This is a genomic window from Peribacillus sp. BM1 (assembly GCF_056679975.1).
Genome location: NZ_CM155259.1, coordinates 2,977,706 through 2,999,031, shown reverse-complemented (window position 1 = coordinate 2,999,031; position 21,326 = coordinate 2,977,706). Strand labels below are relative to the sequence as shown.

General features: G+C 34.8%; 22 protein-coding genes and 4 pseudogenes. 7 read left to right on the top strand and 19 right to left on the bottom strand.

Annotation, left to right across the window (positions count from 1 at the left end):
- The first annotated feature begins 999 nt into the window (after positions 1-999).
- A complete protein-coding gene (locus AC1MGI_RS14495; protein WP_480345861.1) occupies positions 1,000-1,212 on the top strand; it encodes a hypothetical protein in 213 nt (70 codons plus the stop codon).
- A 146-nt stretch (positions 1,213-1,358) separates the two neighbouring features.
- Here AC1MGI_RS14495 and AC1MGI_RS14490 read toward each other — a convergent pair whose 3' ends face one another.
- The gene (locus tag AC1MGI_RS14490) at positions 1,359-1,559 is read right to left on the bottom strand and encodes a hypothetical protein (RefSeq protein ID WP_480345860.1); all 201 of its coding nucleotides are present in this window, start codon (positions 1,557-1,559) and stop codon (positions 1,359-1,361) included.
- A gap of 96 nt (positions 1,560-1,655) precedes the next feature.
- Positions 1,656-1,889 (bottom strand): hypothetical protein, encoded by a 234-nt coding sequence (locus AC1MGI_RS14485; RefSeq protein ID WP_480345859.1) that lies wholly within the window; start codon positions 1,887-1,889, stop codon positions 1,656-1,658.
- A gap of 102 nt (positions 1,890-1,991) precedes the next feature.
- On the opposite strand from AC1MGI_RS14485, the gene AC1MGI_RS14480 reads away from it, so the two are divergent.
- The gene (locus AC1MGI_RS14480) at positions 1,992-2,174 is read left to right on the top strand and encodes a transposase (RefSeq protein ID WP_480345858.1); all 183 of its coding nucleotides are present in this window, start codon (positions 1,992-1,994) and stop codon (positions 2,172-2,174) included.
- 234 nt (positions 2,175-2,408) lie between these two features.
- Here the strand turns inward: AC1MGI_RS14480 and AC1MGI_RS14475 are convergent, their stop codons facing one another.
- The 5 genes and pseudogenes from AC1MGI_RS14475 to AC1MGI_RS14455 form a co-directional block, all read right to left on the bottom strand.
- The gene (locus tag AC1MGI_RS14475) at positions 2,409-3,680 is read right to left on the bottom strand and encodes a RidA family protein (protein ID WP_480345857.1); all 1,272 of its coding nucleotides are present in this window, start codon (positions 3,678-3,680) and stop codon (positions 2,409-2,411) included.
- Between the two features lie 361 nt (positions 3,681-4,041).
- A complete protein-coding gene (locus AC1MGI_RS14470; RefSeq protein WP_480345856.1) occupies positions 4,042-4,314 on the bottom strand; it encodes an HU family DNA-binding protein in 273 nt (90 codons plus the stop codon).
- 364 nt (positions 4,315-4,678) lie between these two features.
- Positions 4,679-5,026, bottom strand: a complete 348-nt coding sequence (locus tag AC1MGI_RS14465) for a hypothetical protein (RefSeq protein ID WP_480345855.1) — start codon at positions 5,024-5,026, stop codon at positions 4,679-4,681.
- Between the two features lie 115 nt (positions 5,027-5,141).
- Positions 5,142-5,516 (bottom strand): AAA family ATPase, encoded by a 375-nt coding sequence (locus AC1MGI_RS14460; protein WP_480345854.1) that lies wholly within the window; start codon positions 5,514-5,516, stop codon positions 5,142-5,144.
- A gap of 110 nt (positions 5,517-5,626) precedes the next feature.
- Positions 5,627-5,800, bottom strand: a pseudogene (locus AC1MGI_RS14455) (recombinase family protein); the annotation flags it as partial.
- A gap of 274 nt (positions 5,801-6,074) precedes the next feature.
- Here AC1MGI_RS14455 and AC1MGI_RS14450 point away from each other — a divergent pair.
- Positions 6,075-6,230 (top strand): hypothetical protein, encoded by a 156-nt coding sequence (locus tag AC1MGI_RS14450; protein WP_480345853.1) that lies wholly within the window; start codon positions 6,075-6,077, stop codon positions 6,228-6,230.
- 684 nt (positions 6,231-6,914) lie between these two features.
- Here AC1MGI_RS14450 and AC1MGI_RS14445 read toward each other — a convergent pair.
- The 3 genes and pseudogenes from AC1MGI_RS14445 to AC1MGI_RS14435 form a co-directional block, all read right to left on the bottom strand.
- Positions 6,915-8,116: pseudogene (locus tag AC1MGI_RS14445) on the bottom strand (IS110 family RNA-guided transposase).
- Between the two features lie 265 nt (positions 8,117-8,381).
- A pseudogene (locus AC1MGI_RS14440) lies at positions 8,382-8,732 on the bottom strand (cupin domain-containing protein).
- Positions 8,733-8,849: 117 nt separating this feature from the next.
- The gene (locus AC1MGI_RS14435) at positions 8,850-9,104 is read right to left on the bottom strand and encodes a hypothetical protein (protein ID WP_480345852.1); all 255 of its coding nucleotides are present in this window, start codon (positions 9,102-9,104) and stop codon (positions 8,850-8,852) included.
- A 367-nt stretch (positions 9,105-9,471) separates the two neighbouring features.
- Between AC1MGI_RS14435 and AC1MGI_RS14430 the strand changes: the two genes are divergently transcribed.
- Together AC1MGI_RS14430 and AC1MGI_RS14425 are read left to right on the top strand one after the other, a co-directional pair.
- On the top strand, positions 9,472-9,612 hold the full coding sequence (locus AC1MGI_RS14430) for a hypothetical protein (protein ID WP_480345851.1): 141 nt from the start codon (positions 9,472-9,474) through the stop codon (positions 9,610-9,612).
- A gap of 71 nt (positions 9,613-9,683) precedes the next feature.
- A complete protein-coding gene (locus AC1MGI_RS14425) occupies positions 9,684-10,904 on the top strand; it encodes an MFS transporter (protein WP_480345850.1) in 1,221 nt (406 codons plus the stop codon).
- Between the two features lie 378 nt (positions 10,905-11,282).
- Here AC1MGI_RS14425 and AC1MGI_RS14420 read toward each other — a convergent pair whose 3' ends face one another.
- The 6 genes and pseudogenes from AC1MGI_RS14420 to AC1MGI_RS14395 form a co-directional block, all read right to left on the bottom strand.
- The gene (locus tag AC1MGI_RS14420; protein ID WP_480345849.1) at positions 11,283-11,861 is read right to left on the bottom strand and encodes a hypothetical protein; all 579 of its coding nucleotides are present in this window, start codon (positions 11,859-11,861) and stop codon (positions 11,283-11,285) included.
- A gap of 146 nt (positions 11,862-12,007) precedes the next feature.
- The gene (locus AC1MGI_RS14415; protein WP_480345848.1) at positions 12,008-12,427 is read right to left on the bottom strand and encodes a YxiG family protein; all 420 of its coding nucleotides are present in this window, start codon (positions 12,425-12,427) and stop codon (positions 12,008-12,010) included.
- Positions 12,428-12,778: 351 nt separating this feature from the next.
- On the bottom strand, positions 12,779-14,053 hold the full coding sequence (locus AC1MGI_RS14410) for a hypothetical protein (protein ID WP_480345847.1): 1,275 nt from the start codon (positions 14,051-14,053) through the stop codon (positions 12,779-12,781).
- A 272-nt stretch (positions 14,054-14,325) separates the two neighbouring features.
- Entirely contained in the window at positions 14,326-14,814 is a 489-nt protein-coding gene (locus AC1MGI_RS14405; RefSeq protein WP_480345846.1) for a hypothetical protein, read from the bottom strand.
- 232 nt (positions 14,815-15,046) lie between these two features.
- A complete protein-coding gene (locus AC1MGI_RS14400) occupies positions 15,047-16,024 on the bottom strand; it encodes an NAD(P)H-dependent flavin oxidoreductase (RefSeq protein ID WP_480345845.1) in 978 nt (325 codons plus the stop codon).
- A gap of 217 nt (positions 16,025-16,241) precedes the next feature.
- Positions 16,242-17,083 (bottom strand): annotated as a pseudogene (locus AC1MGI_RS14395) (tyrosine-type recombinase/integrase).
- Between the two features lie 488 nt (positions 17,084-17,571).
- Between AC1MGI_RS14395 and AC1MGI_RS14390 the strand changes: the two are divergent.
- Positions 17,572-18,908, top strand: a protein-coding gene (locus AC1MGI_RS14390; RefSeq protein ID WP_480345844.1) for an IS3 family transposase whose coding sequence is annotated in 2 segments (ribosomal slippage) — positions 17,572-17,965 and positions 17,965-18,908 — 1,338 coding nt in all. Because the reading frame shifts where the segments join, the coding sequence is not laid out codon by codon here.
- Positions 18,909-19,089: 181 nt separating this feature from the next.
- On the opposite strand, the gene AC1MGI_RS14385 is transcribed toward AC1MGI_RS14390, so the two are convergent.
- Positions 19,090-19,659, bottom strand: coding sequence for a dihydrofolate reductase family protein (locus AC1MGI_RS14385; RefSeq protein WP_480345843.1), 570 nt, complete (start codon positions 19,657-19,659; stop codon positions 19,090-19,092).
- Between the two features lie 119 nt (positions 19,660-19,778).
- On the opposite strand from AC1MGI_RS14385, the gene AC1MGI_RS14380 reads away from it, so the two are divergent.
- On the top strand, positions 19,779-20,720 hold the full coding sequence (locus tag AC1MGI_RS14380) for a helix-turn-helix transcriptional regulator (protein ID WP_480345842.1): 942 nt from the start codon (positions 19,779-19,781) through the stop codon (positions 20,718-20,720).
- A 46-nt stretch (positions 20,721-20,766) separates the two neighbouring features.
- Here AC1MGI_RS14380 and AC1MGI_RS14375 read toward each other — a convergent pair whose 3' ends face one another.
- Both AC1MGI_RS14375 and AC1MGI_RS14370 read right to left on the bottom strand, forming a co-directional pair.
- A complete protein-coding gene (locus AC1MGI_RS14375; RefSeq protein ID WP_480345841.1) occupies positions 20,767-20,916 on the bottom strand; it encodes a hypothetical protein in 150 nt (49 codons plus the stop codon).
- Positions 20,913-21,233 (bottom strand): JAB domain-containing protein, encoded by a 321-nt coding sequence (locus tag AC1MGI_RS14370; protein ID WP_480345840.1) that lies wholly within the window; start codon positions 21,231-21,233, stop codon positions 20,913-20,915. Before AC1MGI_RS14370 ends, AC1MGI_RS14375 begins: the two co-directional genes overlap by 4 nt.
- Positions 21,234-21,326: the final 93 nt, after the last annotated feature.

The following is a 21,326-nucleotide window of genomic DNA, read 5'->3' as shown; positions in this document are numbered from 1 at the left end:
ACTTCACTACTATGGCTTCTGCTGACTTCTTGCGGTTAACCTTTTTCGACTGTACCTATGTACATCCGCAAGACCTCCCAGGGTAAGACAACCATCTTTCCTCTTTTACTCGCCTGATTTACCCTACAAAGTTACGCACATCTTTTGGACTTTGACTTGTATTGGAGCCTTATCCCTTTGTAGAGCCTTAGTATCAGATTTCTGTTCGTCGAGCCAAGATTTTATTCCACGCTTCCTTCAGCCCTTGCCTCACGGTGAGTACCTTGCGCTTCCTTAGTGGTTGGTCGATGCGTACCCCCACAGTGGACTTTCACCACCTAGATAGTTGCCATGCCTGGCACACAATAAAAAGCAGCCGGATGGCTGCATTCCTTTCGTCTTTATCTGTTTGATCTTCTGTTCTTCGACTCGTTCGGTATGGCGGGAACCGAAAATGGAACAGGAACCCTATGTAGGCGCTAGCCGTACAAACCGTGGTTATCGGGCCATTTAACGTACAGCATGTTAGAAAGAGCGACCTTCCCTTTCTTACAGGCTGTAGTGCTACCGCCCGAAGTATGCTTGAAGCCTTTATCCAATAAAACATCTAAAGAAAGACCGCGCCTAAAGACTACTCGAAGCATCACAAATGAATATTAAGTGAAATATATTGATATTGAGCAAGGGAGTTTAGTTAGTCATAACTAAGATTCACTTTCACCAGGTACCCTTGCTCTTATCCATAAAGAACAACTGTTTCTTGACAGTAACAATAAGGATAAATATCCATCTTGCACATATGCTAGCATTGGTATTACGTACTCAAGTAGCGATAATCGGTGCCATTTAAATGAACCTTCCTGAAAAATAATGAATTAACATGGACATGTAACAGATTCTCATTGATAACAAGAAAAAATTCTCATTTTTTACTTTTCATATACGTTAATCGGATATAATAAATCCAGAGCAACATTTAGTTTTTTATTTGTTCTACGAGTTGATAAAGGGGATGCCTCAATGAATAAAGAGAAACTATTAAAAAAGATTCAGAGTACACATCAAGGTAATTTATTTTCACTAGAAATTCCTAAGAATACTAAAGAAGATGAAAATAAGATTGAAGAATTGGTTAAAGAATTAGAAAGAGAAGGAAAAATTAAATTAAGAGAGTATGTGCAGCGAGAATACTCAATTTATTTACATGGAATCATTAAGTATGTATCCGATTAATCGGGTACTTTTTTTATTGGGTTAAGGAAAAAATTTAACAGAGACTTATGAAAAGAACCGCGTACATATAACCCGACTTATATGTACTGGTACCTCTTTTGTGGAAATAAAAAAACAGAAGCCTATTAGCTCCTACTCTACCTAGCTTAACAACTTTCCCCGTATACGTGATCTTGATCATCTGCTAAACAATCACCAATATCTCCATACATCTCTTTAAGATAGCCTGCCACCCGGTTATGAATCTCATATAGTGTAGGTTGGGAATAAAGTTCGATCAAATTGATACGAATTACTTTAATAAATGAACAAAAGGAAAGAGCGTGTTTTGAAAAAAGATTGATCATTTCTGCGACCCATCTTCCATTAAAGCGCCCGATTGTGGAATATTATTTCCTATTTAAATTATGCTGCACCCATTCATGCTACGGTATGAATGATTACTATTTAACAATTAATAATTTATTATCCTTAATTGTAAAGTCCCCATATTCTCTAGAAAGAACTACTGTTTTAACTGCATTTTTTCCATTAGCAAATACTAATAAAAATCGATTCTCAATTCTTTCAATGCCTCCATAATCACCTTTAAATTGAATGCCCATTGAATCATCAATTATTTCATTTGTTGTATAAGGACCAATTGCCTTGACTGCATCCCATTCGAAATCTGCCATCGTTGTTAAATCGAGTTGCTTTGCCCCCCTTGCTCTAACTTAGAGCGTATTTCCTTGCTTAAAGTCGTATCCTGACTCGCTCGGGAGAATCGATTAATCCAAGTGGAAGGTGTATTCGGAGTTTTGAAGGAAGATTACGGATTTCGAAGGTTTTTAACAAGAGATAAACAAAGTGTGAAGGTTGAGTTTATGTTTCTGTGTTTTGGCTATAAACTGAACAAACTTCACAAAAGTATCCAAACTCAAAGTTTAGATGTCACCCTCTATAAAAATTCAATCGCATAGATTCGCAAGCTAACCCAGTTTTTTTGTTATGCCCGGAAAATAAAAAAGCATCAAGATTTCTACCATAACCGGCTAAAATCTCGATGCTTTTTCATTTGCGCTGTTAAAAAACGGAAGCTGTCTCAATTTTCATTTGAGACAGCCCCTTTTTATGAATAGGATATGCGATTTCGTATTCACTATCGGCATTAACAAGTAACTTTGATAGTTCCTGTATTTACAAACAAATGCCTGTTATGCTTTTGGAGGTGTTCCTTCAGCGTTTGATACAACTACATCGATTTGGACTAAAGCATCTTTAGGTAAAGCTGATACGCCAACTGTTCTTCGTGCAGGAACACCGCCTGGGAAGAATGTTGTGTAAACTTCGTCTACAGCATCAATATCTGCGATATTTTTAAGGAAGATATTCACTTTAACCACATCGTCCATAACGTGGTCGATACTTTCTAAAATTGCCTTGATATTTTTTAAGCACTGTCCAGCCTGCTCTTTTACACCACCAGCTACCATTTCACCAGTTTTTGGGTCCAAAGGTAATTGAACTGAAATGTGATTGTAATGAGAAAACGCTACAGTTTGTGTAGATAGAGAACTCTTTGGTGCATTTTCAGTGTTGTTTGCCTTTATGACGATTCCATGCCTGTCTTCAACAGCTTGTGGGGGTGTACCATCTCCGTGTGACACCACTGCTTCAATTTGTACCAAAGCATCCATAGGTAAAGCTGAAGCTGCAACTGTTGTCCGTGCAGGGACATAGGCTGCGGCCCTGGCGATAGCCGAGTCTGGGAAAAATGTTTTATAAACTTCGTTTACGGCTTCAATATCCGAGAGGTTTTTAAGGAAGATATTAATTTTAACAATATCGTCAAAAGGAACGTCGATACTTTCTAAAATTGCCTTGATATTTTTTAAGCACTGTCCAGCCTGCTCTTTTACACCGCCAGCTACCAATCTGCCAGTTTTCGGATCGATAGGTAATTGAGCTGAAAGATTATTGTAATGAGAGAAAGATACAGTTTGTGTAGATAGACGACTTGTTGGTGCATTTGCCGTGTTATTTGTAAGCTTTATGAGGTCGCCTGCTTGTGGTGCGTTTGGAATTGTACCTTCACCGTTTGAAACAAGTGCTTCAATTTGCACCAAAGCATCCATAGGTAAAGCTGCAACTGCGACTATCGTCCGTGTAGGAACATAGGTTGGGAAGAATGTTTTATAAACTTCGTCTACAGCGTCAATATCTTTGATATTCTTAACGAATACAGTGATTCTAACAACATCGCTCATAACATGATCGATGCTGTCTACAATTGCCTTGATATTTTTAAAGCACTGTTCAGCCTGCTCTTTTATACCACCAGCTACCAATTTACCAGTTTTGGGTTCGATAGGTAATTGAGCTGAAAGATAATTGTAATGAGAGAAAGCTACAGTTTGTGAATATGGACCGATATCGTTTGGAGCATTTTCCGTATTTCTTGCTAATACTGCGTTATAGCCGCTCATGATAGCATTCCCCTTTTAGATAAATTTTTTAATAGATATATTTATTAACTTAGTCAACAACTTAGAAATTTAAACCTTAAGTGTTGAACAATAGAACAACACCAATATGCTCAACCTAAATCCTATATTAACAAAACAGTATATATAACATAAATATCCCATTTCCTTCATTTTAAATACAAATCATTAACCCATTATATAGCCCTCATGTCTGCCCGTTCATCACACGAGACAGTCTATGGTTGATTACCTATGCCTGCAGGATACAAACTACAAACAATCAAGCTTTTTTTCAAATTCATATCTATTAAAAAAACAGAATGGATACATATTTTTACACTATGTTTAATATATTTTTATTTTATTTAACAGCTTCTTTTAATTCCTTACCTGGTTTAAAAGCAGGAACTTTAGAAGCAGCAATTTGTATTTCTTCTCCTGTTTGTGGGTTTCTACCCGTTCGGGCTGCTCGGTCGCGCACTTCAAATGTACCGAATCCAACTAATTGGATTTTTTCCTCTTTAGCAAGCGTAGTAGAGATTGTTTCAATCAGTGCATTCACTGCTTTTTTAGCGTCTTCTTTTGTTAGTTCTGCTTGTGTTGCTACAGCATTCACTAGGTCCGTTTTGTTCATTGTGAAACACCTCTTCCTTTATTCTTATTAGTATGTAGTAGTGTCACCATCAACATAACATACGTTCGGTATGTCTGTCACTTGTAATTAATGCTAGCAAATAGGTATTTATATTCCTGTGATTATTGTTAAGAGTAGTACTTTGCGAAGGACCGATAAGGTGTATTATGTAAACTTTGGATATAAAAACAAAATCCCTTTTTGATCTATTCCCATACTATTGAAATTATAAAGATTGTTTTTCCAACCTAATAGAAAAAACCACAGTAATAAAAGTAGAAGTAATACAACAGTTGGCGTTAGTGAAAGAATATATGATAATTTTCAGTTATTATTGTTGATTTTCTGGTTTAATGATTACTTATTATTTTGAAAATAAATTCTCAAACAGTTGTTTATATGCATCTTCAGTGTCATTCATGAATTTTTCATCTGACATACCTAAGTCAAAAAGAGCAGCAATTAATTGTTCATAACTTAACCCTAGTAAATCCGGTAGTTCTATTAACCAATCGTGGTGGTCTTTACCATCCAATGTAGCAAGGGCAATATTTATTTGAGTTAAGTCTCTTCGTATTATTGAAGCAAATTCAACTCTATTATCTCTCGCCAATTGGATAAACTGTTTTTCTACTGGCTCTACTCCAGGTAAAAATGAATAGGGCCAATTGAGTTTATCCTTAATTTCAGTTCTTTGGTCACCATCAAACAAACCAAAAATCTTAAACCATTTTATACCTCCAGGGAAGTCCTTTAATTGTTGTACAATTTTATCTACCCCAGAAATATCTATGATATCGTACTCCTGTAATAAGTACGGAGAATACTTACCTAGCCAATACTTTGAAAAAACCTAGCCGCACGGTCCTCAACAAAATGATTCCAGATTTTTTTGTACTAATCCCCAATGTTTGTAAATAGTCAGAATGGGCTTTTGGTTCTAAAACTTGAATAGTATTCTCACCTTTTGTAAGCAACCTTACATGTTTAGGTGGAATACTTTTAAGAATTCCAGGAGAATGTGTAGTTAGGATTACCCAAATCTTATTTTTATGACTTATTTTTGCTATTACATCAAGTAAGGCCTCTTGAGATCTTGGTGCTAAATAGGTTTCTGGTTCCTCTAAAAGAAGAATGGAGTTTTTCGGCATTCTTTTAAAATTCCAATAAATATAATGGGCCGCTTTTTCACCTAACCCCATCTGTTCAGATCCATACTCTATACCTTCATAATTAACTTTAAAATAAGGTACAATACCTTTCTCAGCTAAATCGATTTCATACGTTTTGCAAGACGAATAACTTTTTCCTAATCTTTCAGTCCAAATTTCTCAGGACGTCCACACGCTCTTGCTGCTGCTCGTCCTGCGGCTGAGCGTTCCTTGATCAGATTCCGTTCAAATTCTGCAAAGGCTGCGAAGAGGTGGAACATTAATTGCCCCGTTGCGTTGCTTTTGTCCATGGTTAGGTTTTCATGCAGACTGTAACCTTACCTTTTCTTGTACATGCTTTCGCCTCTGTCACTAATTCGGTTAATTTATCACTTGATTGACATGGCATATTTATCATCCCTCATAGTATGAGTAAACTGAGCTTGAACTATTAATATCACTCAAAAATCAGAAAAACGTTCATTTACGAACTCTCCCCAATCAAAAGGAACTCTTTTCATCGCATAAAAAATCCAACAATACACAACAATACAAACGATATAACATTATTGGACACTTTTTAATTAGACTTTTGGGAGGAATAAAAAAATGGTGAATCATGATCATATGGACTTCAATAAATTCAATAAAATTCAACAAGCACATAAATCCATCTATATCGGCAGTGATACAGAACAAAAAGAGGTCGATTTAGATGAATTAGCCAATAGACGGAATGACACGAAAGCTAAAAAAAAGAAATAACAAAAAAACAGCAGGCACATCTAGATTATAGATGTGCCTGCTGTTTTTCTCCAACTGATAGCAAACGGTGGATAAAAGCCCGTCTAAATCATGGGCAGTTATGGACCGGTCACTTCTTGATGCAACCCATTGATCCGCACAAGCACCATGGATGTATACCGCATTGGCCACAGCTGTTTTTATATCATTATTTTTATGACAATAACCACTCTGTTTGTCCATGAAGATATCTCGTTCATCCAGTCCCTTTTCTTTCATAGCCTGAAGAAAGCTAGATCCAGAGGTCGTAAAGAATATTCCTTCCTTTCTTTCCTCTCACTTTTCCTTTATTAGAGATGACCAATTATCTGTTTCACCCCTACATATTTAACTAGGCACATAATATACATTATATACGTTCATCATCCATTTATCGGTGACATACTCGGCATATATTGTGTGATTTATATACCGATCTACTATCCATTGCAGCCCATTAAACTCGGCATATAAGTGTGTAATATCCTGCCCTGTTACTTGAATATGAAAAATGCTTTACTCCTTATTGAAGTAAACCAGCTAATAGGATGTCAATATCTTTCTCTAAAATTTTCATTTCCCTTATGATATACTATTTTTGGCCATGCCAAAAAACCCTCCAAAAGCCTTTTGGAAGGATTTTTCTCTGTTTCCCAAAACCGTTAATCAGGCTAAATCTAGGAACGTTTCTTTTCTCTTTAATAAAGCATAAATCCAATGAAGCAACTTATTAATACAGGCGACGATTGACACTTTGGCCGGTTTTCCTTCTGATTTTTTCTTATCATAGAATTCTTTAAGCTTTTTGTTCCTTGAACTTCTTATGCCGCATAGTACGGCAAGATACAGAGAATGACGTAGTCTGCTCGAACCTCTTTTAGTAATACGATTTATGGTTGCCGTAAACTTACCCGATGAGTGGACACTTGGATCTACTCCAGCGAAGGCAACTAGTTTTTTCGGATGATTAAACCGATCGATTTCACCAATTTCAGAGATAATTGTGGCTGCGATTTTTTCTCCGATACCGGGAATCGATTGGATGATCTTATATTCTTCCAGTTCATTTGCCAGGGCCACTATACGATCTACCAAATCAGAGAGGTGTCCCTGGTAATGAAAAAGTAACTCAATATACATATGAAGATTGATTACGTGACTTTCATACACGTTTTTTTGAATGGATTTCGTGATGCGGAGTCCATTATTTTTTTTGCTTTTTCCCATGCCCATTGACTCGACCGGCTTGGACAGAACTCTATAACACTCTCTGCTATTTGACTTTCTCCAGCTGTTAATACCGCCTCTGAAGTGGGATATTCCTTTAATATCAATAAAGAAACCCTTGAAAATAGATCCCCAAAAACCTTTCGGTATTCAGGAAATACTTGATCTAAAATGGTGTGAAACTGAAGTTTAGCTTCCACATACATATTCGTTACGATTTCCTGTTGTCTGGACAAATTCCGAAGGTCTAACAGCCGAATTCCTCTAATTTTATGAGGTTCAAAATCCTCTTTGTAATACAGCACACATAACTGATACGCATCGATTACGTCTGTTTTTACCTTTCGTAAACTAGTCTTCTTTGCCTGATAAGAAATGATCGGATTTAGTAAGATATATAGAATCTCTTGTTCCTCCAAGTATTGAATAACAGGAGTATGGTAATGCCCTGTAGATTCTAAAATGACCATAGGCATCTGCCCTGTCACATCTTCTATTTCTTTTAGAAATCCTATAAAATGATCTAATTCCTCTCTAGTATGCTTTATTGAAAAGCTCTTCCCATACGGTTTAAATTGATCTAAAAATGCCTGAACTTGGCTCTCTCCCTTTGCCACATCCAGACCAACTACTGGATTCATCGTTTTTTCCTCCTCTACTTACTAACCAGTACCCCTAGTCCTCCATGTAGTGTCATAGCTTCGCTTGTTATACGAGATCTACGTCCCAACCAGCCTCAAACATGTTTCTACAAGTAGGGGGCGGACAGTTTAGTTCACGGGATCAAGTCCCACGCACCCGTACGTCCTACCCTGGCTACTGATATAATAGATTCTATTAAAAAAAGGTCAACCAGTAAAACTGGCTAACCTTATAATACGATAGCACCCGATAGTTGAACAACATCTATTTATTTAGCATAAATGATGAAGGATTTAATGCTTCACTTTCAATTACAATAGCAGTCAATCCTTTTTCTGATTTCGTTTCGTGCCACTCGTCTTTCTCTCAAAAGACAGCGTCTCCAGACTGAACTTTGAAGTATTCCTTCTCACTACGGACGTACCCTTCCCCATTTAAGATTAACAGAAGTTGAGGTACTACTGCTTGGTGATATCCTACAATGCCGTTTTCATCTAAGTGCAAACATCCTATGTTGGTCATCTTGTCAGTTTGAATAATGTGAGACAGAATAAAACTTGAATTAAATTTTGAGATTCTTTTACCATTATCTTTATTAAATTTATAAAACTCCATTATGTACCTCCCGCTCAATTAATAAGACCCTCATTTGCTTTAAGAAGTAAGCGATTCTGTTATTAAACAATCGCACCAGTAGTTGGAGAAGGATATAACTAGAAGAATAAATAATTCTTAAAGATTACCTGAATTATCTTTATAAATAGCATAACGTTCAGGCGGAACATCCACAGGCCCGTTTATGAATTCTAAAGTATCTTTATTATCACTATAGATTTCATCAACACTATCTACTAAGAAAATTCCACCAGCTGATAATTCCTGCTCATTATCCTCAAGCATTAATTGAATTTCTAAATCAGATAATTTTAATGCTGCTGTATGATCTCCTTCACGCCAAACCTTGAAGTACACTCCAAGGCAAATCAATAGTCCTTTTTTTTGTTGTGAACCTTTCCATAATCCACCACCGCCTAGTTTTTTATGTTTCTTAAATAGAAACTAACAAGTATTAGTTTGTTCAGATATAAGAATTCGTTCAATCTTCCTAACTAAATGTTCTTCGTTTTTTGTTTATGAAAATTCCCTTGAAACTTTCCCCTTGTCTTGGAGTGTACTTCAAGGTATATAGTGATACATGTATCGAAACGAAGGTAAGAAAAATGTCAAAGGAAAGAGAAATAAATCCGCCATTTATGTCTTCGTTTCCACATTAAATATATAGGATTAGCAACTTTTTCTAGGAAAGCTACCAAATTGTATCATCTAATGGTTAATAAATAGGAAAGGAGCATTTATGAAAAAACTAATTGAAATATTTAAAGCTGATTATGATTTTTATGCAGATGCATTTGAAAGATTATCGGGAAGTAGAAACACACAATATCAACAACAAAATAAAGTGAAAACGTATAATTATTCAAAACCTCTTACTTAATTTAAAATGATATTAACATTAAAAATAGTAAAATAATGAAGAAGCTGTATTATATTAGGAGGAAAAAAACAATGAATCAATCAGAACGGTTATGGACAAAAGATTTTATCATTATTTCAGCCATGAACTTTTTCTTAGCATTAGTTGTATACTTACTTATCGTAATGATGAGTGGATATGCAACAAGCACCTTCAATGCTTCAACCAGTCAAGCTGGACTGGTTTCTAGTATTTTCATAGTAGGTGTATTAATTGGACGGTTATTTATTGGGCGTTATATAGAAAAAATCGGCTATCGGAAAATACTATTTATTGGTTTAATTTTATATACACTTTCATCTGCATTATACTTTATTCAAATTGGTATCCCATTCTTAATTTTAACAAGGGTTATTCACGGTATAATGTTAGGTATTGCTATCACTGCCACTACTACTATTGTAGCTTTTATCATTCCTGCTTCTCGTAAAGGAGAAGGGATCGGCTATTTCAGTTTGAGTACAATTATTGCTACAGCTGTTGGCCCATTTCTAGGTCTATTATTAGCACAACACACAAGCTATAACTTTATTTTCTTAGGTTGTTTTGCACTAGGAATTGTAAGTTTGGTTATCGCTTTATTTGCAAAGATTCCAAAACCAGTAATTACATCTATTAAACTAAAAGAATCATTTAGTTTTAAAAATTTCATTGAACCTAAAGCTTTACCCATTTCCATTGTCATGCTTGTACTTGGATTTTGTTATTCAAGTGTGTTAACCTATATTAATTTTTATGCCATTGAATTAGAACTTGTAAACGTTGCAAGTTTCTTCTTTATCACTTATTCTGCAGCAATTCTAGTTTCACGTCCCTTCTCTGGACGTTTATTAGATACGAAAAATGCAAATTATGTAATGTATCCTGCATTAATTTTATTTGCAGTAGGCATGTTTATTTTAAGCAGTACACATAGTGGTTCAATTTTAATTTTAGCAAGCATTATTATAGGATTTGGGTTCGGTAATTTACAATCTTGTTGCCAAGCGATTTCCATTAAATCTGTACCACCTGAAAAAGTTGGTTTATCTACTTCGACATTCTCTATCTTTTTAGATATCGGTCTTGGATTCGGTCCTTATATTCTTGGTCTTCTCATTTCATTTATGTCTTATAGTCATTTATATGCGTTTTTAGCAGTAGTTGTATTACTTACAATTGCCTTATACTATGTACTTTATGGACGTCATGTGAAAAAAAGCCAATCAAATAATAGCTTAAAAACTGTTATCAATATAAAAGAATATTTATAATACTAATATAGAGTAATAAGAGATTGCTCAAAACTCCCCTCATTACAAAAAAATAACCTCTTACCGATATTTATCTGCAAGAGGTTATTTTAAACCTATTATCAAAATTTATTCCTAATATACTGCATCCTATTTTTTCTTATTGAACTAACCTGCCCCTTTAGTTGAAGGTGGGGTCTTTCTGAATGTATGATTTTAGATATTTTCATACATTCAGAAAAAGTGTAAAAAAGGCCGCCAATTGGCGGCCTTTTTATGGCGCTAACGCACCCCGTTAGTTTAAGTGTATTGTTTCACAAACTCTTCGAAATGTTTTTAGAAGGATAAATGAAATTATTTCATAATATGAGTAATAATCGAACTACCAAAATGGATTTATTACACTTTTTTTCTCCGTTCCATTGATTTAGAGTAACCAAAATATTCTCTAAATAACTTTCTGCCAATATAATGTTGGGAATTTTTGTATCTACACCTATGATATTCGTTCCAATAGCTAATCATTCTATTATAGCTTTTGCAAAACGGACCAATATTTTCAAGACAAAATCTCTTAATCCGTTCTGTATCCTGTTCTTTTAAAATATCATAAGTCATTTCTAATATTTCTACGACATATTCATCACATATTTTTACGATATAAGGAATAGCCCAATTTTCATAATCCATCTGAAGCAACGAATACAAATGCTTTTGTCGAACAAACCCGTCACAACTTCTTGAATAAATGCAATGCAAAATCATTTTTTGTCGTATACTCAAATTCTCTATAACTTCATCTGAAATATCAATGTAGTAGATACGATAAGGAAACCGAATCACATTATCATCTTGAAAATATTGAATATTATCCTGCGACACACCAATAGTGACATTATTAGAAGTCTTATGTGGAATCAATCTAACTGCTTTAGTCACATCATCTCTCAAATAGTTTGGAAATCCATCTTGAAACATACAATCACATCCTTGGTTCGCATAATGCTACAAATGTGTACATCAACTAAACTGCGTCTTTAGTACAAAAAGATTTATTCAACAAAGATTAAAAAACCTCCTGCTTATAGAAGTAAACTGCCCCGTTAGCTTAATAAGGTAAGGTTTTACTTTGGGTATCCTACTTCAAAAACTTCACCGTTTATTATTACTCGTTTAGCCTCTACAAACAGAAGTGCACTCCAAATTTCTATTGAAAAATTAGCATTGGAAATATATTGCTTTACCCAATCTTCCGTCTTTGACTTAATAGAGATTAAACCTACCCCATTTGGATGATAATCTATTGATGTTAATTCTAAATAATCCACCCTGTCATCGGGTTCTAATAGGTTAAATCTGCTTTCTCCCGCATCTTCAAGAAAATAAAAGGATGATACTTCCTCGAAAGTTAATTTGTAATTTGTAACTTTACCGAAATCAATAGCTCTTGTATCGAACACAATTCTATGGTTAAAAACATCAATATTGGTTCCATCAATAACATTTGCCCATAACTCACCTAAGCTTTCATTTAACTGTATCAATTTTTCACCTTCCAGATTCACCTTTTAGATTTTATCTTATAATTTCGCTATTTATTCTGACTAACCTTCTTAAAGTAACCTGCCCCTTTAGTTGAAGAAGGTGTTTTTACGAATGTATGATTTTGCATACTTTCGTACATTGAAAAGAGTACCTTAAGGCACTTAACATAATCACCTTTATAGGCATTGAAAAAGGATCTCCCAGTGAAGATCCTTTTAGCTACTTGTTAAATAAAAGCGCCCGATTGTTGAAGATCGCTATTCAACTAACGTCCTCGTTAGTTCCACAAAGAAAAAGATTAGCTACATGTGATATGATTTACTATAAGATTTGGACATTAATAATTGACTTTAATCAAGGTCCTCGTCCTTTAATAATTCTTTCGCATTTTTACCATTAGCAATGATTTTACCCCCAATGTTAAGTTCCTTCACTTCTCCGCCTTCCAATGCGTAACTTGTAACACCACCACCGTGCGTAATAATGTCTCCATTAACGGTCAAACTTTCAATTTTGCCCCCTGATTTAATACTTACGGCATTTGCCGCAAGTTTCATGATTACGCCTTTAACTAGGGAATTGCCAACAGAGCCATATGTTGCAACATTTTCTTCAATAATCATATTTCCAATGGGCTTACTGACTTGTATTCCAATAGAACCATCCCCATGGGTTGTAATGGATTTAAATTTAATATTTTCTACTGTACCGTCATATTGATTAAACCCTCTCGCTCCTAATCCATATGTAATAATATCCTGCGCCAAGAAATCTTTTACTGTTCCAAAATTCACAAATCCAATGCCGCTTGGTCCATAAGATATGACCGGACAATGGCTAACCCATTTTTCAACTTTTCCCCATGTATCCAGCACCATGTCATTCACACCGTAAGTCACAATCTCGTCATGATGTTCAACTATTTTTGCTTCCACACCATACACAATGAATACTGCCGCGGTAATAATATTAGCTGTCCCATACGGCAACATTCCATTTGAATAGACAGCACCTGTAGTTAGTGCTTCTAAATTAACCTTTCCACCTTCATCGCCAAATCCACAAACAAAAATACCTGAGCCAATTACAGGAGCATTTTTAGTGCCTATGGAGATGTTTGTTAATTCACAATCAATTTGACTGTTAGGATCTGAATTGAAATTGTATACAGTCATTGCTCCTTGATACACATTAACGCCATACTTTTGAGGTTGCTCACTATAATGCCTCGAATCGCAAGAGGTGATATGGATACTGTTTCCATAAAGGTTGATTCTGTCCGTACCTTGCCTAGAAATAATTGAAACCTGACCTGTAATATACAAATTTTCAAAGACAAGATTCCCCATATCCGGAATGCCACACACTGTATAAATTGCTCGGTTTGTTTGTTTTGTCATAACAGTTAGGTTTGAGATGGTATTGTTGCAAGTTACTCCAAAACCATCACTATTATTGAAGCTTACTATACATGATTCAATATTTTTTCCAAATATTTGATAGCCTTCAGGTATAGTGATTGAATGAGGGGAAAGAATGGATCCTTGAACTTCCAAAATTTGCGGCACATTTTCAGAAATAGCATTCAATAATTCTAATAATGTAGTTATTTTTGTTTTTTTCATTTTTAACATTCACCCTTAAATTTGTTCTACTTATCATAAAGTTATGATGCCCAATTTTTAGAGTGGTATCCTTTCTATAAATAATTCCCAATGTCCTATCCGATAAATTTATTTCACTAACCTGCATCTAAAGTTTAAGTAGAATCATTCACAAACACCATACTATCATTACCCTAAGAAATTAATTTTTCTTGATATTCTTCCTCCATTATATGGCCCTTTAATGAAAAAGAGCGCAGATCCATACTCTAGAAAAGCGCCCTTTAATGGCATTAGTCTTTTACTGCCTCAACTCTTTTTATTGCACTTGTTAAGGACAGGCCGTTTTGAGTTATCGTATGTCCCTTTACAAGCAGAATATTATATTCTCCATTGGATAACTGTATATAATCTAAATTTCCTTTGTCCTTTTCGAAATAAATGGTGTATTCATTGCCACACAAAGTATTTAGTTCCCAGCTACCGCCATCCTCCATTGCAACATTGTCTGATATTCTCTCGGTGTAATATCCATTCTTGTCTTCCGTCAATTCGCCCACAAAGTATGTCTTTTCCCTTGTCTGTGTTACTAATAACTTTTCATCTTTGGCTGTCGTAACCAAGTCAATATTCCCTTTAACATCTTCTTTCTGAATGAAATGTTTAAGAGCCTCTTCTTTATTGGGAAAGTAACCACTTTTATCATTTCCTCCACATGCAGACAGTCCGGCCAACAAAATAACCAATAAGAATACTGCGATAAATGCTTTAATCCCTTTCACCTCTGTTACTCCTCTCGTTATAAACCGTAGATCCTAGCCCCTTATTCCGCAATCTGGCCCTTAAATGAAAAATGAGCGTTTATCCTTGTTCAAGGATAGCGCCCGATTGTTAAAGAACAAGGGCTGCTTCAGTAACTCGTACTTATCAACTTTAATGCTTTTCTTATGTTTTATAAAACAAAAGATAATCATATCATTAATCTAAATTCAGATGTCGCCAATAAAAAATGGCTTAACTATCAACTCTCCTTCCTATCATATTCTGCATTCGCTCCATTCCTTGATTTGCTGTTTGAATCATTTCACTAATCAACTCTTGAACCGTAGGAATATTGTTAATAAGGCCGATTATTTGTCCTGCCCAACCAATACCTTCTTCAGAATTTCCATCATAGATATATCTACAATTTGATTTACCACTAATCATATCTTTAAGATTTTCGTATGTAGCTCCTTTACTTTCACGTTCGATAATATCTAAAGCATAGTTTGTTTTGAGAACTCGACCTGGTGTTCCCAATGTTTTCTTAATAATTACTGTATCCGTCTCGTTTGCTTGAAGAAGAGCACTTTTATATTTTTCATTTGCGTGTACGCAATCTTGAGTAGCAATAAATCGAGTTCCCATCACAATTCCTTCTGCTCCCAAGGAAAAAGCCGCCAATAAACCTCGTCCATCACCAATTCCCCCAGCAGCCAGTACAGGAATTGATACATGATCCACAATTCGAGGAATAAGAACCATTGTACCTATATCGTCTCGCCCTATATGACCACCACCTTCTTGACCAACAGCCATAATGGCATCAGCACCAAGTTGTTCAGCTTTTTGTGCATGTCTAACACCTGATACGAGAACTAATGTTTTAATATTTTCTCCTTTAACTCTTTCTAAAACAGGTTGAGGATTACCACCAGTAATAGAGATTGCGGGTACTTGTTCTTCAATTGCCACTTCAAGTAATTCTTCATATTGACCATTGTATTTGGCAATGGCAAAATTTACACCAAATGGCTTATCAGTAAGTTTACGTACTTTTCGAATTTCACTTCGAAGGTTTTCAGGTGTACGTAAAGTTGCTGCTGTAATTTGCCCTAACCCTCCTGCATTGGAAACTGAAGAAGCTAACTCCGCATAACCTAGATAAGCAAGCCCACCTTGTATAATCGGATAATTAATTCCAAAAATATCTGTTACTCTAGTTTTCATTATTTCAACCCTTTTCTATAACGTCTAATATATTTTATCACTTAGTACTATTATCTTGTGCTAATTCGAGAGAAAAACTTACAGTTAAAATAAATACATCAATTCGCGCCCTATTCTTAAGTTTAACCCGGATTCCAGCTAAGTGTTCCCGCACAATCTGGCCCGATAATAGAAAGACACGCCTTTATATATGCATGCCTCGATTTCGGTTAAAGTTTTAAAAATATTTACTATAAAAATCGTGCCTCAACTTCCCACTTAGCTGGGCATATATTTTTGTGGTCTCACTCTTCTCATGACCAAGCAAGCTCTGGATCACTTCAAGTGGCGCTCCGTTATTAATCATATGTGTAGCATAGCTGTGTCGTAATTGATGAGGATGAATACTCTTTTTTATCCCAGCACGATTTGATATGCGTTTGATAATATATCTCAGATTATCAATACTCATACGCCTGTATGGTCTTCTTTCCGTAATAAACAAACAGGGATCCTCATCACCTCGCTCATCTAGATACCTTTCTATCCAAATGGAGCAACGAGTATTAAAGTACACTTCCCTTTCTTTATCACCTTTCCCATGTACAATGACTGAATTCGTAGAGAAATTAATATTATCACGATTTAATTTTACAACTTCCCAATACGGCATCCAGTCGAATACATAAACTCAAACAGCGCATTCTCCATTGTTGTATGACAAGCCTCTCTTAAATGTTCTATCTCTAGTTCTGAAAGGAACTTTGGAATTCTTTTACCTAATTTCGGCTCTTTTAATTTAGCAGCAGGATTTTTAGGGATATAGCCTTCTTCATGTGTCCATTTGAATAGTGATTTAATGCAACGAACCCTATGCCCTAAACTAGATGGCTTTAAGTGATCTCCTACCTGTATTAGATATTCTTTTAATTTCTCAGTAGTAATTTCACTCATGTCAATATCACCAAAAAATCGTAACAAGAGATTATATTGAAAACAATATGTTTTTAATGTAAGTGGTGAATATCCTTCAACTTTTTTATCTTGTTGATACTTTTTCCATGCTTCTGATAATAACATGACTCTTTCACTCTCCTACTATTTAAATCCATTAATCTAGATTTTATTATGTTCAAAGAGAGGAATTTTCATACTCAAGTTATTCAACAATCACAGACAATAACTAATTACCAAACTACGAGAAACCTTGAAAGACAAAGAAAAGGACACTTTCTTTACTCAGGAAAAGCGCCCTTTTGTTGAATATCATTTTCTATTGAATAGTATTATTGTACTGCGCAGCAAATGAGTGTGTTTTGTTAGTTATTCTTCTACAACATAAGCACCCGTTCGTTTAAGATGATTTAATTCTCATAATTTTATATTCGTAATAAAATTTGTATCTATATATCTTATATTATCCATACAAACTACGAGCAACCACTACCATAAAGAGAGCCACCATTAAAATAATATGTACCCTATAGAGTAGACACTTATAAAAAAGAGTCTAGCTATAGGGTACTTTTTTGTATAATGAGAAAAAAGGGATTGGGGAAATTTTAAGAATGAGTAAAAAGACATTTACAGAGAAAGAGATTAAAACATTATCGACTAACCCTTATGTCAAGTCAGTAAGTTCTAAGGGAATTACCTATACCGATGAATTCAAACGTCTTTTTATCGCAGAGTATGATAATAAGAAGCTCCCAAGGAAAATATTTGAAGAGAGTGGCTTTGATATTGATATTATTGGACTAAGACGAATTAGATCATCCACTAGTAGATGGCGTGCTGCTTATCAAGAAAGTGGAATAGATGGTTTACAAGATACAAGAAAAGGACATTCAGGTCGACCGAATGAAAGAGAGCTTTCACTGGAAGAAAAATATGCTCGACTTGAGGCTCAAAATAATTTATTGAAAGCTGAGAATGAATTGCTAAAAAAGATCGATATGGCGGAAAGAAGGTTAAAGAGGAAGAAATAACAATATCAGCTGAACAAACATTCTTAATGATTCATTCTATAATTGAGAAATACCAATTAAAAAATATGGTCAGTTATTTATGTAAAATAGCCGGTGTATCACGGTCTGGATATTATAATTACTTCACTGTACAATCACAAGAACGAAGGAAACAAAGAGATAAACAAGACGAGCTGATTAAAGAAATTATCTTGAAAGCCTATCGGTTTAAAAACCGTAAAAAAGGGGCTAGGCAAATCAAAATGACCTTAGAAAGTCAATTTAAGACGGTCTATAACTTAAAGCGCATTCGACGAATTATGAAGAAGTATAATATTGTCTGTCCCATTAGGAAAGCCAATCCATATAGGCGAATGATGAAAGCTACTCAAGAACATACCGTTCTACCCAACTTATTAAAAAGACATTTTAAACAAGGTATCCCCGGAAAAGTATTGCTTACAGATATCACCTACTTATTTTATGGGAAAGGTAAGAAAGCCTATTTATCAACGATTAAGGATGGATCAACTAATGAAATTTTAGCTTATAACGTATCTGATCGTATCACCTTAGACATCGCCACGGACACACTGCTTAAGTTGAAGAATAATAGAAAAGTAACGTTAGCGCCTGATGCATTTATTCACTCAGATCAAGGATCGCATTATACCAGTTCTATATTTCAAAAAATGGTGAAGAAATGTAAGTTAGGGCAATCAATGTCCCGAAGAGGGAATTGTTGGGATAATGCCCCACAGGAATCATTTTTTGGCCATTTTAAAGATGAAGCTTATATAAAGTCTTGTGATAATCTTGAAGAACTTAAAAAGGAAATTAAATCCTATATGAGATACTATAACAACTTTAGATATCAATGGAATTTAAAGAAGATGACCCCTGTTCAATACAGAAATCATCTTCTAAATGTTGCGTAGGCTCTCTTTTAAAATGTCCTTTACAAAGGGTACATATTAAAATGGAGTTACTCTTTTTATTTAAATATGAATTTTTTATAAAAAAGTTTGATCCTTTCAATGATCCTTATTCCACAAACTCTATTAGTTGAAGAAGAAATTTATTTTCACCCTGGATTAAGCATATCATGATGCTTATCAATCACTCTTCACTAAAATGATAGCAAAGTTGAACAACGCCAGAGGAAAATCTTTTTGTATCAACTAGGCTTAGATTCAATCTCTCCTTTATGTCAATAAACAAAGGTTTTCCTTCCCCTAAAATAACAGGGTGAACAGATAACCTAAATTCATCAACCAGCCCTAAATTTATAAAAGTTGTAATAAGGCTTGACCCACCATATAACCAGATGTCTCTACCAGGTTTGATCTTCAATTTATTTACTTCTTCAAGAATATTATCATTTATGAAATTTGCTTTTTTATCAGTCTCTTGTTGCGTTCTCGAAAACACATATTTTTCTTTACTATGAACTATATTCCACAGTTCTTTTTCGGTATCAGAACCTTCATTATTGGGAGTATATTGCCCCCATAAATCGTAGCTATTTCTTCCATATAGTATCGTATCAATATGATTTAAAAAATCAATGAACCCCATATCAGGGTCCATAACGCACCAGTCAACTTCCCCTTTCGGCCCTTCAATAAATCCATCTAAAGTAACTGCTAAATCTAAAATTATTCTTCTTGGTCTTTCGTTAATGGCCATACTTTTATCTCCTTTTATCTTATAGAATATCCCTTGTTGATAAAATCATAAGGTATAAACTATACTATCTGTAAAACATGACAAGTAATGGCATGATTAAATAAAAAAAGGTGAGAAAAATGTCAAAAGCCAAGCGTCTATTAGATATTCTTATGTTTGTTACTGCTAAAAAAAAATTTACAGCACGAGAAATAGCAGATGAATTCCAGATATCCATTCGTACTGTACATAGATATATATTAGATTTATGTGATATGGGATTGCCAATTTACGCTGAACAAGGACGGAATGGGGGGTATACCGTATTAACAAGTAGACTTCTTCCCCCTATTCTATTTACAGAAGAAGAAGCGATTTCAATCTTCTTTGCTTTTCAATCTTTAAATTACTATCGTAACTTGCCTTTTGATGCTGAAATTACCTCGGTTGCACATAAATTATATAGTTCACTTCAGGGTGAAGCTAAAATAAAAGTGGATAAAATTCATTCTTATATTGCTTTTTGGAATCCTAAAAGAACCATTGATGCCCCATTTTTAAAAGATGTTTTAGAGCATTCTATTGAGAATAGAAATTTACACATTCAATATGAATCTAAATCAGGTATGAGAAAAAAACATATTCGTCCTATCGGTGTATATGCTCATGATGGATTATGGTATTTGCCTGCTTACGATTATCATAAGAAAAAAATATTAATGTATCGTGTAGATCGCATTCTTTCAATCTTATCCACTGAAAAAAGTGAAGATGAATTCATGAATTTAAAAGAATGGTTCAACTCTCATGAAGTAAAAAACCCGATTCGACTGCATATACGCTTAACAATGGAAGGTGTCCGTCAATGTAAAAGTGTTCCTTATTTTGATGGTTTTGTAGTTACACAAGAGGATGGAACTGGATATATAGATACAATCATTGATAAAGGTGAACTTAGTTTTATAACATCATTATTTTTGAGACTTGGAAGTCATGCACGAATTTTAGAACCAAAGGAATTAATAGTTGGATTATGTAAACAAGCTGAAGAAATTTTAACTATGTATCAAGATGAGAATTAAAATATTTTTTTTATCAATCCTCCATTGAAATCTAGAGCTAATAAGGCTATTTCAATGGAACCTTGCTTCGACTAATCTCCCAATAGTTAAATAAGAAAAATCGGAGTGTGAATAATTCAGGTTCATCTTTTTTATAAACGGTTAAACTTTCTTCAAAACGATACGACTTTTTATAAACAGTATAACTTTGTTTCAATTGGGGTCACCAGATGGGTGCTGATGGCTGACAATAATGGATGCGGCATTATTTAGAATAGCGCTTTTCATGACATCACGCGGATGGACTATGCTCGCATTCAAACTCCCTACATGTGCTCTATGAAGCCCTATAACCTGATTTTTGGTGTTGAGCATCATCACAAGAAATACTTCTCTATCCACATCCGCGATAAATGAAGCCGCTAATTCTTGCACATCGTCTGGTGATACAATCCGATAGGATGAAAATGGCTCTGACGTTTCCCTGACTTCCTGTTTAATTCGTACCACTTCAAAAATTGGGTTTAATTCCATTAAAAACACTTCTTTGTGGTTGTGATTGTGTACATTTCTGTTCTAATGATTTTCGGTCTGGCCTTTTGGGCTTGTCCTACCTCCTGAAGGTTT